Raw genomic sequence first — 14,607 nt, 5'->3', positions numbered from 1 at the left:
ATTGATGCATTCAAAATAAGAATTAGCCTAATTTATGTGTGTCAATTAAAGTAATCTCAGTTTGGGTTGTTTCATGCAATTCAAAAACAATAATTTCATTGTCACCTTTTGTGAGCAGTGGACCTGGTAAGTACAATGTTTCCTGTGGGCCCACTTCCCAATATCGACCGATATTAAAGCCATTAATAACGACAAAACCTTTGACCCAGCCTGGTAATTCAACAAATGTATCTCCAATTTCATCCACATGGAAGGTCCCTTTGTAAAATGCAGGCCCCGTTACATCCGTACGTCCTTCTTTAAACGTTAATTGTTGAAGATTATCCATTGGCAATGGATACATCGTCCAATCAAATAAGAATTGACGTTCGAAACGCACACCTTCTGTAATTCCTTTTGGATCATTCATCATCGGTCCATAATTAATGCGACCCGTATTTTCAACAACGATATCTAATTGGACACCTTCTTTAGGTACAGCAAATGAAAGTGTATGATTATCCCAGCGATCTATGACACCTTTGTATTGATGATTAACAAATACTAATGCACGATCACGCACTTCTTGAATCGTTAGTTCCGATTCTTCCTTTGGCCCTTGTAAAAATGTACGATACAGCGTAAATCCGTAATCTTGACCAAGCTTCTCCATCGTATCTGGATTTGCACGCTTGATAGGATTACTGATCATATCCAATGCCTCCAATAATGCAACAGATTGCGACATCGTCACTTGCCCATAATTCATCTTCGGAATAGGTTCTGGTAAAACAAGCTCACCAATGTCTTTATGCTTAGCAATTGCTTCACGCACTGCATGGAATTTCGGAGTAATATCACCTGTTTCACTGATCGGGCAATCATAGTCATAACTCGTTACCGTTGGCTGGTGTACTTTATCAAAGTTCGCACCATTGTAGAAGCCAAAGTTGGTACCACCATGGAACATGTAGAAATTCACCGAATCTCCACGTTGTAGCATTTCCTCAAAAGTGGCAGCCGTTTCACCAGGGTCACGCTCGTGATGCGCTTCGCCCCAATGATCGAACCAGCCATTCCAATATTCCATTACGATATTAGGCGTGTTCGGGAAATATTCTTGTAGTTTGTCAAACGCCTCTTTCGGTCGAGAACCAAAATTCACTGTCGCTAACACACCTTCAACCGAACCACCTTGTAACATTGAATCTGTTGGTCCGTCAGAGGTAAAGAGTAATACATCGATGCCTCTTTTAATCATGGAGTCTTTTATATAATTGAGATATTGTTTATCATTACCAAAACTACCATACTCATTTTCAATTTGCATAGCAATAATCGGCCCACCATTTGTTTGTAATAACGGCACCAATTTTTTCAATAATACATCGTAATAGTTGTCCACTTTTTCTAAGTATGGCTCATAGAATGACCGGAATCTCATATTACTATCAGCGAGTAACCACGATGGCAGGCCACCGAATTCCCACTCGGCACATATGTATGGACTTGGTCGAACGATCACATGCAATCCTACACGCTCTGCAGTGCGGATGAATTCCTCAATATTCGCAATGCCTTCAAAATTGAATTCGCCTTCTTTTGGTTCGTGCAGATTCCACGGTACATATGTTTCCACACAGTTAAAACCACAAGCTTTTAATTTTAACAACCGGTCTTCCCAATATTCAGGAACTACTCTAAAATAATGAATGGCTCCCGAAATGAGTTGAATAGGTTCGTTATTTATATATAAATCTTTTCCTTGCACAATTAGGTTAGACACAATATACAACTCCCTTATCTTTTACAATCAAGTTACAAAACTTCATTTGCAAAGTTATCAATTCGAATAACTTTACCATTTTGAAGCCTAGAAGCTTCAGCACTGAATGCTAATAAGTGACTTTCAAGAGAAACCGCTGCAGAAGATCGGCTTTCGTTCCCATTATAGTTTCTTGCTTCATGTAAAAAATCTCTAACAATTGCTTCATCACCGCCGCCGTGACCACTCTTTGGTTCTTCTAGCTTAGTAATTGTTTCATTCTTCGTCAGGAAATTAAATACGGAAATTGTATTTTCGTCCATTTTTCCTCTAATTTCACCTTTTGTACCCATGATTTGTACGATACGCGTTTGCTCTCTCGTAAATCCACACATACTAAATGTAGCCGTCGCCCCATTTTCAAACTCTAGATTGACAACTTGGTGATCGACAACATTATTATCGGAACGATAGACACATTTTCCGTAATCTGTTGTATTTAATGCATGAATAATACCTTCTCGTGTATGGTCGGGTGTGAACTTTTTCGCCCAGCCTTTTCCTTCACCTAGATAATATCTTCCAGCATGAAAAGCACAATCATTCGCGATAGGACATCCATCTAAACAACGCAATGGTCCATTTTCTGGTGCATTCGATTTTTTAAAATGCATTAACGATCCGAAAGAGCTAACATGCTTACATTTCTGATCCATTAAATACATTAAAATGTCCATATCATGGCATGACTTTTGTAAAATCATTGGACTTGAGTCGTCACTGTTACTCCAGTTCCCTCTTACAAAACTGTGTGACATATGCATCACTTCAACATTTTCATTTAATTGAATTGAAACAATATCCCCGATTTCACCTTTATCAATGATACTTTTAATATTTTGCCAAAATGGTGTATATCTAAGAACATGGCAAATGGTTAATAGTTTATTATGTTTCTTCGCAGTCTCTACCATTGAAATACATTCCTTTGGATCTGGAGACATTGGTTTCTCTAAAAGAACATGGTAACCTTTTTCCATCGCCTTTAATGTTGGTTCGTAATGTTCTCTGTCTAACGTGCAAATAAAAGCAACTTCAGCTTCAATATCATTTTCAAACATTTCTTCCCAAGATCCAAAACACTGACTTTCTGAAAGTCCATATTCCTGTGCAAAAGCCGCTCTTCTCTCAGGAATCGATTCCGCAACGGCTACAAATTCTAGCTCATGTGGGTAATTATTTGCATAAGGCGCATACGCCCTAGCCCCTCTATCCCCAGCACCAATTAACACTGCTTTTACTTTCTTCAAGGTATTCTCCGCCTTTTTCATTAATCTTTAATTGCTCCTGCTGCAATATCTGAAATAAATTGTCTACTAACAATTAGGAATAGTACAACTAAAGGAAGTGTACCCAATAACGTTCCTGTCATTACTGCTGCTACATCTGTTTGATGTAAGCCTTTTAAATTCGCCAATGCTACCATTAATGTATATTTAGATGGATCATTCAATACAATTAACGGCCACAGATAGTCGTTCCATACACCCATGAAATTAAAAATACCTAAGAATGCCAATGCCGGTTTTAAAACTGGCAATGCTACACTCCAATACATTCTGAACATTCCGCAGCCATCAATTCTCGCTGCATTCAATAAATCATCGTGTATTGCACCCTCTGCATATTGCTTAATCCAAAAAATACCGAACGCACTCACTAAGCCTGGGATGATTAAAGCTTTATAACTATCGATCCAACCAAAATTTTGCATCATAATAAACATAGGGATTAATGATAGTTGCGCCGGAATCATCATCGTAGTTAGTGTAAAAACAAACAATTTCTTCTTGCCCGGAAAATCAAACTTCGCAAATACAAACCCCGCTAGTGAACTAAAGAACAACACCAATATGGTCGATGTGACTGACACAAAAATAGTATTTAAAAGAGATTTCAAAAAATCGACTTCCGCAAATACTTTTTGTACGTTTACAAGTAATTGATCGCCAAAAGTCCATACAGGTGGGAATTTAAAACTTGCGCTTGAATCATTCGTCGCCATAACAATCAGCCAATAAAACGGGAATATCGATATGATAACACCCATGATTAAGCTTGCATGTAACACAAACGTTTTTAATCTAGTCAAATGCTTTCACCTCTTTTATCTGTATCAATCTTTACGTTGTACAATCTTCCAGTTAATGAGTGAAAATAGAATGATGATTATAAATAACCCAATGGCGATTGCTGACCCATATCCATAAAGATTCTTTACAAAGGCCTGTTGGTAAAGGTATAGAACAATTGTTAATCCTCCGCCTCCAGCTCCACCAGAGTTCCCCACAAGTAATTGTGGTTCAACAAAAGTCTGCATTCCACCAATCGTTGATGTAATCACAACAAATAATAAAACTGGTTTCAATAATGGTATTGTAATTTTCGTGAAAATTTGAAATGAGTTGGCTCCATCAATTTTTGCAGCTTCATACAAATCGCCGGATATTTTCTGCAAGCCTGCAAGAAAGATAATGGCGTTATAGCCCGTCCATCTCCAAATAATCATCGCTGAAATCGCTAATTTAACACCAACTGAATCATTATGCCAATCAATCGCGTCGAACCCAAATAAGGTTAAAAAATAGTTTATCAGCCCATAGCTTGGCGCAAATATGACACCAAATATGATCGCAACTGCTACAATGGCTGTTACGTTCGGGAGGAAGTATAACGTCTTATATACACCACTGAATTTGACAAATGCAGAGTTTAATAGAAACGCGACAACTAAAGCTAAAACAATCATCGGTATCGTCGATAGCAACCAGATGACAAGTGTATTTAAAATCGACTTCCAAAATAGCGGGTCAGCTATTAGGTACTCGAAGTTACGTAAACCTACAAATTCCATCTCGCCGATTCCATCCCAACTCGATAGAGCTAGATAGATAGAGAACACAACTGGAAATACACCAAAAACTAAGAACGTCAAGAAGAAGGGAGATATGAATAAATACGCTCCTTTATTCTTCTTAATCTCTGTCCATATATTTTTTTTCTTGCTAGCTACTTGTTTTTTTGTAGTCTCGATTTCAACTCACCACCTAAATTTAAATTAGGGGGATAATTATCCCCCTATCGCCTATTATTACAGCCCTAGATCTCGCTCAATCTTAGCTAGTGCATCTTCCCATGCTTTTTCAGAATCTTTATTTTTCACCTTAACTAAATCCAATTCTTCTCTAAACGCTGTAAACACGATAGATTCTTTTGATCCTCTATATGCTTCTTTTACATTTTTCGCTGATTCTGCGAACACTTCAGTTGTATTTTGACCACCAAAGAATTCTTCGTTGTGGTAAATTTCTTCATTCTCTAACGCTGTTAGTTCCGACGGGAACAAACTCAAGTTTTTATAAGCAGTCACTTGATTTTCAGCTGAGTTAATAAATTTAGCAATTTCTGCACTTACTTCAGGATTTTTCGATGATTTTAGTACCGCAAGGAATGACCCACCATCGTTACCATCACTAATTGGTGATCGAGAAACCTTCCATTTACCCGTTGTACTCGGTGTTGCATCCATTAAAATATCCTTCGCCCAAACAGGACCATCATAACCAACAAGCTTATCGTTATTAATTGCCGCGTTCCATTCTTGTGACTGTTCATCAATATTCCCCAAAACAAGTCCCTTTTCATTTAACTCGATTGATTGATCCCAAACTTCTTTAATGTGTTGCTGACCGCCAATAAAATTATCTTCTTCGTCAAAGAAGCGTTGGTCTAGCTTATTGACATTACCTGAAAAAGCATCCTTAATTGAAGAGACTACATACGCATCCGCATCATTTTTAAGTGTTGTTAACACATCAAGATAACCATCCCATGTGCTCATCTTCTCTGTTAGTTCTTCCGGTGTATTAGCAATGCCTAGTTTTGAGAAAATATCTTCTCTGTAGAAGAAGCCTGTTGGAGCTGTATCCACTGGCACAGCAATCATCGTTTTCCCATCACCAGAGATAGCTTGACTTGTTTTCCATGTAGGGTAGATTTCTTCTAGTTCTGCTCCACCATAATCATATAGATTGGCAAATCGATCAGCATGTGGTAAAAACTCTGAAACCCAAATATTCATTAGAACCAAATCTGGCGCATCTTTACTACTCTTCGATGCCAATAGTGAACTTAATTTCGTTTTGTAATCCGATCCAGGCGGTAACTTTTGCACTACAAAGTCAATATCAGGAAACTCTTCTTTCACTTTGTCTAATACACTTTCATCAAGTCCTCTGTTCCAATACCATAACGTAATTTTGTTATCTTCTTTAGAGTCCGCCTTGTCATTCCCGCAAGCAGCAAGAATCACTAGTAGAAATAGACCCAAAAGTAATCCGGTAATTTTTTTCATTTTATGTAATCTCCTTTTCCCCTTTTTTCTACATATTGACGCAACCCATATAAAAAACTTCATTACACCCCTATTATCGGGAGTAATCATTTCATAAAATACTCGCCTCCTTTACTGTGATAACTAGCTTTTAATTTCAGATGCACAAACTTCACTTTTGAAAACGCCTTCAAAAATAAGTGGTAATACAGGTAAATTATAGATAAAACTATAGTTAAAAATTGAGTAAAACTTTTACTAACATTTTTCTAGATACTAACACAAGCAGATTAATCTGTCTATACAGAATAAAAAAAAAGCGGCTATAAATTAATCTAGCACCACAAAAAACCCTTAAGCGAATTTGGGCTTAAGGGCTTGATATGTTTCTTTATTTCATTGTCACAAAAATAGATTATTCAATTTTAACCGCCATACTTGTCAAAGCCGATTCTAGCGCAGCCGTAGTTACTACAAACGTCTGATAGGCATCTTGGTAACCAGATAGAATACCAGTTGGATCCCCTGTGCGTAATACTGGAATAAATATTTCGTTTTCAGTTTGATAAGGGCTAACTCGATCAACATATTCAGATGTGGAACCTTTGAGTGTCAGCTTTAAACGCTTAGTTGACCAATCAACGATCCCCTAATTTGTAAATAAAGGAAACCCCGATTTACCGATCCTCTCTGGAAGTATACAAGTGTTAAATATATTAGCTACAATGCCATTTCGTAGTTTCATAATGACTGTTCCTACATCCGCAATAGTGATAAATTCTTCATGCGCGGAAAGAAGCTGATTGCCAAATACCGCCGAAACTGCTTCTACTTCTCCACAAATATAAAGAAGTAAATCAGCAATATGTGTCGTCTGCTCGACAAATTGGCCCTAGAGCTAGATTGGTTTCTCCACCACAGTACTTTGGGCATACTCCCCATATATTGTCCGAGGACAATAGCGATAATGATAGCCTACGGATGTAAGTAAGGGCTTTTGCTTGAGTTCCTATAATACTTTTTTAGGAATTTCATTGTCCTAGCTCAATGGTTTTTCAACAAAGAATGGAATACCTCGCCTTATTAACTCTAGTTCTATCTCGCCATGTGCCATTGGTGGAACACAAATATTGATGGCATCCAAGCGATTGGTTTCCAGCACCTCTATCAAATTGGCATAGCCTTTTGCATATGTAAACTTTGATGCCAGTTACTCTGCTTTTTCTATACTCGTTCCCAAGATGGCCGTTATCTTGACTCCCGCTATCTACGACAATATCTTGGCATGGAACATACTAAAATAACCGGTTCCAATCATACCTAGCTTTATGCTCAATATGAGTCCTCCATTATCGCCATTCTATATACGGGCTTACCCTACTAATTTAACAGTAGTCATCACATTATCCTTTAACAGACCCTGCTAGCAACCCTCTGACAAAATATTTCCCAAGAAAAATGTAGACGAGCAAAGTAGGTAACGCCGCTAATAATGCGCCCGCCATTTGTACGTTCCATTGCACAATTTGGCTTCCCGATAAGTTTTGTAGGGCCACCATAACAGGCTGCTTCGTCCCTGTTGTAATTGTAACCGCAAACAAAAACTCATTCCATATATTTGTAAACTGCCAAATCGCAACGACTACAAAGCCGGTGATGGATAACGGGATAATAATATGCTTAAAAACGCCTAAAAAGTTCGCTCCATCTATTTGCGCTGATTCAATCAATTCATCTGGAATACTCGCATAGAAGTTTCGGAACATTAATGTAGTAATCGGCAAACCGTATACGACATGCACGAGTATTAAACCTGGGATGGTATTGTATAATTCAATCGTCCGTAAAAATTGAATTAAAGGGATCAAAATACTTTGGTAAGGAATAAACATTCCAAACAAAATAAACGTAAACAATGCATCAGAACCTTTGAATTTCCATTTGGATAGAATGTAACCATTCATAGCACCCAATAAGGCCGATAACAAAGTTGCCGGAATGACTAAATAAAAACTATTTAATAGGTTTGGTGCTAAGCTCGAAAAAGCTAATTTGTAGGAACTAAAATCAAGTGCCGTTGGCAGAGCCCACATTTTATCAATCGATACCTCTGCCATAGGCTTGAGACTTGTCACGATGATGACATAAATCGGTGTTAAAAAAAGAAGTGAAACAATGATTAACAAAGTATACTTAACGATACTCCCAATTCGGATAGACGCCATTAATTTTCACCCTTTCTACTACTCCACAAATAAGGAACAATAAATACGGCTACTAAAAGTAACATAATAATTGCTATAGCAGCGCCATTTGCATAATAATTTCCTCTAAATGTTGTTTCAAACATATACAATCCAGGTACATCTGTAACGAAGTTAGCGCCTGATCCTGTCATAGCGTATATTAAATCGAAAATTTTCAACGAGATATGTGCCATGATAATGACAACACTCATCGTAATAGGCCAGAGTATTGGTAAAATGATTTTCATATACACTTGAAATTCAGTTGCCCCATCCATTCGAGCTGCTTCCCGCAATTCATCGCCAATCCCTCGTAGTCCTGCTAAATACATTGCCAACGAAAAGCCCGTCATTTGCCAAACAGCGGCGATGACAACTGCGATAATAGCAACAGGCAGCCCAAATTCTATGCTCCCCCATTTAAAGCCCGCCAAAATCGTCGTATCTGTGTACCATTTCGGTTGAATGCCGAAAAGATTTAAAAACTTATTAAAGCCCGTTGACGGATGTAGTAACCATTGCCATACAACTCCAGTGACAATAAAGGACAAGGCCATCGGGAATAAAAAGATGTTTCTAAATATAGATTCTCCTTTTAGCTTCTGATCAAGCAGGATAGACAATACTAATCCAAGCACAATGACAGCACCAATAAAGAAGATGGTGAAAAATATCGTGTTCCGTAAATCAGCTCGAAAGCGGAAATCATTAAATAAATAAAGATAGTTTTTCAAACCTGCAAATGAAAAGTCTGGAACAATCGTATTATAATTACTCAATGAAATATACCCGGTCCAACTGATAAATCCGTAGACAAAAATAATAATTAGAATGATAGATGGCATTAAAAAAGCCATTGCGGTTAATTTATCTTTTGATAGTTTCTTCTTTCTGTTTATCTGCATATTTTTCTCCATATTTTATCCTCCTCAGCTTGAGGCTTCTCTAGTTTATAAAGTGATAAAAATAGAGGGTGCCGCCAATCAGGCAGACACCCTCATTCTGTTCTTACATATCGGGTGCTGCGTTTTGTAATGAGTCAATAAAGTTTTTAACGTCTCTTTGTGTGACAAAAATATTGACAGCTTGATTTGCTTTTGTTACAAATCCTTCAGATGCTGCTGACCCATGTGCAAGGCTTGGGAACAATTGAGCTGTCTTGAAGTCTTCCATCGTATCTTTCCCATAGTCATCATATTTTGATGGATCTGCATCAATCCGCGCTGGGATAGAACCCTTTAGTGGATTAAATACATCTTGCCCTTCAACAGAACCAAGGAAAGTTAGGAATTCTTTCGTAGATTCTACATTGTCGATACCTTTCGGCAAACCAAATGTATCTGTAATTACCGCAAAGTCACCTACTGTGCCAGGGAATGCAAAATAACCAAAGTCTTGATTGGTGACAAGATTTAAGTCATTCACGAAATATCCTTTCGCCCAGTCCCCCATGTTAATCATTGCTGCCTTCCCTTCAGCAACTAACTGTGCGGAATCCTGCCAGTTACGTGAAGCATGATCTTCATTGACATAATCAAGGATTTTCCCGAATTTCTCAGCTGCTGCAACAACTCTTGCATCAGTAAAATCAATTTCACCAGCGAAGAGTTGAAGATATCCATCTCTTCCTAGTTCAGCTGCCAATACATTTTCAAATATCATGGTTGCTTCCCATGATTCTTTATCCCCTAATGCTAACGGAACAACGCCAGCAGCTTGCAATTTTTCAGCTACAACAAAAAACTCATCTAGCGTTGTCGGTACATCAATTCCATGTTCGTTGAAAACATCCATGTTATAGAACATGACATTACCTCGGTGAACATTAACCGGAACCGAATAAATATCATCGCCGTTACTAACTAGTTCAATTAACGCTTCTGGAAATTTATCCATCCAGCCATTTGCTTCATATAGATCATTGAGCGGCGTCATTTTGTCTGCTGCTACCCAACTTTTGTTCAGTTCTTCCCCACCGTGTACTTGGAATGTTGACGGTGGATCATTCCCTTGCATTCTTGTTGCCAGAACCGCTTTGGCATTTGTACCTGCCCCCCCAGCGACAGCCGCATTTTCTACTTTAATATCTGGGTAATTTTCTTTAAATTGATCAATGAGTGCGAGTAACCCTTCCTCTTCGCCGGCACCTGTCCACCAGCTAAAAATCTCAACTGAGTTCTTATCCTTCGATCCATCTGACGAGTCCGTTTTAGAATCTGCACTACACGCAGACACAACGAGTGCCAGTGATAATAATAAGAATAAGCTATAAAACTTCTTCATCCTGTTTCCCCCTTTTACTTGATAACGCTTACATCCCCAATTTTAAAATAATTCAATAAACAAAAGTGGATAAAAACCTGTAATTTCTTACGTTTTCATTCATTTTTCAAAGATAGCGCCTTGAAATTGCCTTGGAGAACTACGAAAATACTTTTTAAAGACTTTGCTAAAGTAGTTTGGATCTTTATAGCCAACCATAAAACTAATCTCTTTTAACGAATGATTATTTTCTTCAATTAATATTTTGGCATTTTCCATTCGTGTCTTCGTTAAAAACTCGATAAAATTCTCACCAAAGTCTTCTTTAAATAGATTTGAAAAGTAATTAGGGCTTAGATTGACAAATGCTGCAGTATCTTCGAGCGTAATCCCTTTTGAGTAATGCGCTTCAATATACGCTTTTGCTTTTGTCATAGATTGCTTTGAGTGACAATATTCATTCATTTTCATGCAGCAGACATTCAAATACGTATGCCAATCCTTGTTGGATTGTAAAGTTGATATGGAGCTTCCAGCTAGCGAAATATTTCTTTTTGCGAATATATTTTGTATCAGGATATATAACTTTTCTTTATCATCTACTTTGAATACATGTTGGTTCTCTTTAAATGCAAGAAGGGCCACATCGTTATTTCCTTTCTCAACCCCCTGTGCTATCTGAGCGATGATATCTTTGTGCTGATCATCTTGCTTGTCCTCTTGTAAAAAACCATAATTGCTTTTATTGCCTATTTTAAGCTGAAAACTAGCGGTGTAGGCTTCGCGATAAGACGTAGGCAAATTCTCCAGCGTATGGGAGGTATGTCCAATTCCAATAAATACATGCTCTCCAATCACCATCTGTACATTTCTCACGATAGTCAATTGGTCGGACTTTTTGATAGGCTCAGTTGATAGGACAAGAACAGCAATACTATCATTTGCTTCGTGGACGATTAAAAAATGTGGTACATGTAGTTCAAGAACTTGCTTAATATGCTGTAGATCATGGGAAATATCTGTGTTCAACACAAAAAAATAACCTGAAGCCATGTGGGGAAATAACTGCTTTTGCAAGTCAAATGTCTCTTGTTGTATATGTTGCTTCATCAATTTTCTGATGAAGTTCTCCTTCATTAATTGACCTGATTGTCTTTTTTCTTGTTCAGCCCTTACATCATTCGCGATTTCTCCTTGTATCCGAAGCAACGCAAGACTGATTTCCTCTTTTTTTCCGGGCTTTAGAATGTAATCCTTAATGCCAAACTGCATTGCCTGCTTGGCGTATTCAAAAGTGTTATAAGCGGATACAACTATAAATTTAATAGTTGGTTGAACAGCATATATCTGTTCAATTGCCTCCAAGCCGTTGATTCCAGGCATTTTTATATCCATAATGATCAATTCTGGTCGCATCTGTCTTGCTAGCTCAATCGCCATCCGACCGTTAACTGCCTCCCCAACAACATCCATCTCCTTGAAATTTTCATTGATAAACTTCTTCATCGCTTGCCGTTCTAGTTGTTCATCCTCCGCGATTAATATCCTCATCATTTCTCCCCCATATTTTTTTGGGTAAAAGTAGACGTACAGTAGTCCACTGCCCTTTTTCAGATTCAATTTCTACCACATTCGATGTTTGGTAAAATAATTGTAACCGTCTAATAACATTCATTAATCCGATCCCAGTTGAATGTCCGACATGATCATCCCCACTTGCTGTTAGTGACAATAATGCTGCAATCTTCTCTTTTTCAATCCCCTCGCCATCGTCACCGACTTCGATGATGACATGTTGTGCGGTCTGCTTGATGCGTATGGCAATAATCCCTCCATCTTCACGTGCCTCTATACCATGAATAAACGCATTTTCAACTAACGGTTGTAAGGTTAGGCGGGGTAGCTCTATGCCTAGGCAGGATTCATCAATTTCCGTCACAAATTGAATTCTTTCAGAAAAACGTGTTTTTTGAATCCGAAAATAATCTTTTACAATATGCACTTCATCTTTTAGTGTTACATGTTGATCGATTTCCCCTAAACTATGCCGTAATATTGCTGCAACCGAATCAATAAGGCCAGAGGTGGAGTGTGCATCCTCTAGATACGCCATTTTTGAGATAGTATTTAGCGTATTAAATAAGAAATGTGGATTAATTTGGTTTTGTAAATGCTTTAATTCCATCTCCTTCAGTAGCTGGTCTAATTCGGACTGTTCTTTAATTTCCTGCACCAAGCCATGAATATTTGAACGCATATGATTGAATGCATTCCCAAGTAACTTTAACTCGTCATTCGATTGAATTTCGATCGGTTCTCCCACAAGGTCACCCCTAGCAACTTCCTTCGCCGCCCGGGATAACTTATCCAATGGACTTGTAATACCATGGGAGGACCAAAGTGCAAAAAAGATAGCTAGCGTAATGGTTGCTAAAAACAAAAAAATGATGAAGATAAAGAAATAACTATTTCTTTCCTGCAAATCCAAATAAAATGATTGATAGGCTGTCAATTCAGTATCAATCAGTTCTAGGGCAGCTTCTTGAATATACCCCGCCCCAATTCGTACTTCTTCTAAATGATCGGTATATTTTTCAATATCACCTTTTAGGACAAAGCCGATCGTAAGCTCGGTTTCATGTATAAATGTGTCAATTAAATTTATGTAATTTTTCACTTTGATCGTTTCAAGCGTATCTGCTAACTTGTGCTTATCTGCCGACAGTTGTGCTTTTTTGGTAAAGTATGCGGTAGCATGATCTTCATCCGGTTCAATAACATATATTTTTGTTAATGCGTACAGTTCATTGGACTTTTGCGAAATAGAATTGAACAACAAAAATTGTTGAAAGCTGTCGTCATATTTATTGATCAGCTGCGCGGAACTAATGAAGATTGAAATCGCAGTCACTTGAAAAAGTAGAACAAAAACAAAAAAATAGACTAATAACTTTCCTCGAATTGTCTTCATCTACGTTCCCCCTTTAAGAACGCATCAAGATTTTCCTTATTTACGACTTTTGCACCCGTGAAAATCTCGCTCTCCAATAAATCATGCTGCTGCAAGTCAATCATCACTTCAATTGCCTTGTAGCCCATTTCTTCCGGATATTGAGCAATCGTCGAATCAATCTTGCCGTTTTGAATCAATTGCAATGTTTCCGGCAAAATATCAAAAGCAGTCATAAACATATCCTTATTGGGTGCAATTTCCTGTAATCCTTCGACCATGCCAATGCCATCAAGTGCACTTAACCCAACTAATGCAGTGATAGATGGATACTGTTTCAATAAGTTGTAAGTAGCCTGTGCTGCACCTACCTGGGTTATATTCGATTCATGAATCCCAACAATATGAATACGTTCCGTAGCTTGAATGGCGTCTTTAAAACCCGCAAGTCTTTCTTGCTGATTGATGGCATCAAAACGCCCTGTTACGATGCCTACAAATTGTTCTCCCGTTGTATGTTTAATCATGGTTTTCCCCGCGAGCTGACCTGCATAAAAGTTGTCTGTCCCAACATAGGCTTTTCGTACACTACTTTTCACATCCGTATCAACAGTTAGAATGGGTATCCCACGTTCTACACCTTTTAGCACGATATCCGCAAAACGTTGTCCCTCGACTCCTTGCGTAATAATCCCATCGACCTTAACCGCAACCATTCTGTCTAATAGCTTTAGGAGCTGATCATTATCTGCCTTTGGCGGGCCAACATATTCTAAGTAAATATCATGTTCAGCAGCTGCCCTACTTGCCCCCTTCTCTACTAAACGCCAATATTCGTTGTCAATTTCTTCAGATACTAGTGCAAAATGATAGCTATATTCATTTGGTGCTACCGTTTCCTTTTGAATGTAAAATGTTTTATAACCATAAACAATCATGCCCATAAAACTCATTACAAAAAAAGTACCTCCTAGTAGATAGAATATAACTCTCGAAGACTTCTTCATGCGAA

12 protein-coding genes and 1 pseudogene are annotated in these 14,607 nt (G+C 38.1%); all 13 read right to left on the bottom strand.

From position 1 onward, the window contains the following. Positions 1–22 precede the first annotated feature (22 nt). Positions 23–1,765 carry a glycoside hydrolase family 35 protein gene (locus ACIQ0H_RS17390; RefSeq protein WP_403417450.1) on the bottom strand — a complete coding sequence of 581 codons (1,743 nt, stop codon included), beginning with the start codon at positions 1,763–1,765 and terminating at the stop codon, positions 23–25. Between the two features lie 32 nt (positions 1,766–1,797). Continuing rightward, a complete protein-coding gene (locus ACIQ0H_RS17385) occupies positions 1,798–3,054 on the bottom strand; it encodes a Gfo/Idh/MocA family protein (RefSeq protein ID WP_403417447.1) in 1,257 nt (418 codons plus the stop codon). 20 nt (positions 3,055–3,074) lie between these two features. Further along, positions 3,075–3,896 (bottom strand): carbohydrate ABC transporter permease, encoded by an 822-nt coding sequence (locus tag ACIQ0H_RS17380; RefSeq protein WP_403417445.1) that lies wholly within the window; start codon positions 3,894–3,896, stop codon positions 3,075–3,077. Between the two features lie 24 nt (positions 3,897–3,920). After that, positions 3,921–4,796 (bottom strand): carbohydrate ABC transporter permease, encoded by an 876-nt coding sequence (locus tag ACIQ0H_RS17375; RefSeq protein WP_403417610.1) that lies wholly within the window; start codon positions 4,794–4,796, stop codon positions 3,921–3,923. A gap of 99 nt (positions 4,797–4,895) precedes the next feature. Next, entirely contained in the window at positions 4,896–6,158 is a 1,263-nt protein-coding gene (locus ACIQ0H_RS17370; protein WP_403417442.1) for an ABC transporter substrate-binding protein, read from the bottom strand. 628 nt (positions 6,159–6,786) lie between these two features. After that, positions 6,787–7,017, bottom strand: a pseudogene (locus ACIQ0H_RS17365) (Gfo/Idh/MocA family protein); the annotation flags it as partial. Between the two features lie 159 nt (positions 7,018–7,176). Beyond that, positions 7,177–7,347, bottom strand: coding sequence for a Gfo/Idh/MocA family oxidoreductase (locus tag ACIQ0H_RS17360; protein WP_403417607.1), 171 nt, complete (start codon positions 7,345–7,347; stop codon positions 7,177–7,179). Positions 7,348–7,540: 193 nt separating this feature from the next. Then, positions 7,541–8,362 carry a carbohydrate ABC transporter permease gene (locus ACIQ0H_RS17355; protein WP_403417440.1) on the bottom strand — a complete coding sequence of 274 codons (822 nt, stop codon included), beginning with the start codon at positions 8,360–8,362 and terminating at the stop codon, positions 7,541–7,543. Next, positions 8,362–9,300 (bottom strand): carbohydrate ABC transporter permease, encoded by a 939-nt coding sequence (locus ACIQ0H_RS17350; protein WP_403417437.1) that lies wholly within the window; start codon positions 9,298–9,300, stop codon positions 8,362–8,364. Before ACIQ0H_RS17350 ends, ACIQ0H_RS17355 begins: the two co-directional genes overlap by 1 nt. A gap of 91 nt (positions 9,301–9,391) precedes the next feature. After that, a complete protein-coding gene (locus tag ACIQ0H_RS17345; RefSeq protein ID WP_403417435.1) occupies positions 9,392–10,666 on the bottom strand; it encodes an ABC transporter substrate-binding protein in 1,275 nt (424 codons plus the stop codon). A gap of 99 nt (positions 10,667–10,765) precedes the next feature. After that, complete coding sequence (locus ACIQ0H_RS17340; RefSeq protein WP_403417433.1) at positions 10,766–12,196, bottom strand: response regulator; 1,431 nt, start codon at positions 12,194–12,196, stop codon at positions 10,766–10,768. Continuing rightward, the gene (locus tag ACIQ0H_RS17335) at positions 12,171–13,616 is read right to left on the bottom strand and encodes a sensor histidine kinase (protein WP_403417431.1); all 1,446 of its coding nucleotides are present in this window, start codon (positions 13,614–13,616) and stop codon (positions 12,171–12,173) included. The genes ACIQ0H_RS17340 and ACIQ0H_RS17335 overlap by 26 nt, the downstream gene beginning before the upstream one ends. Beyond that, the gene (locus tag ACIQ0H_RS17330; RefSeq protein ID WP_403417429.1) at positions 13,613–14,548 is read right to left on the bottom strand and encodes a sugar-binding protein; all 936 of its coding nucleotides are present in this window, start codon (positions 14,546–14,548) and stop codon (positions 13,613–13,615) included. Before ACIQ0H_RS17330 ends, ACIQ0H_RS17335 begins: the two co-directional genes overlap by 4 nt. Between the last annotated feature and the right edge of the window lie 59 nt (positions 14,549–14,607).

The sequence above is a fragment of the Sporosarcina sp. NPDC096371 genome (genome assembly GCF_044762865.1).
GTDB lineage: Bacteria > Bacillota > Bacilli > Bacillales_A > Planococcaceae > Sporosarcina.
The sequence above is the reverse complement of the archived record's forward strand: the minus strand, read 5'-3'. Positions and strand labels throughout refer to the sequence as shown.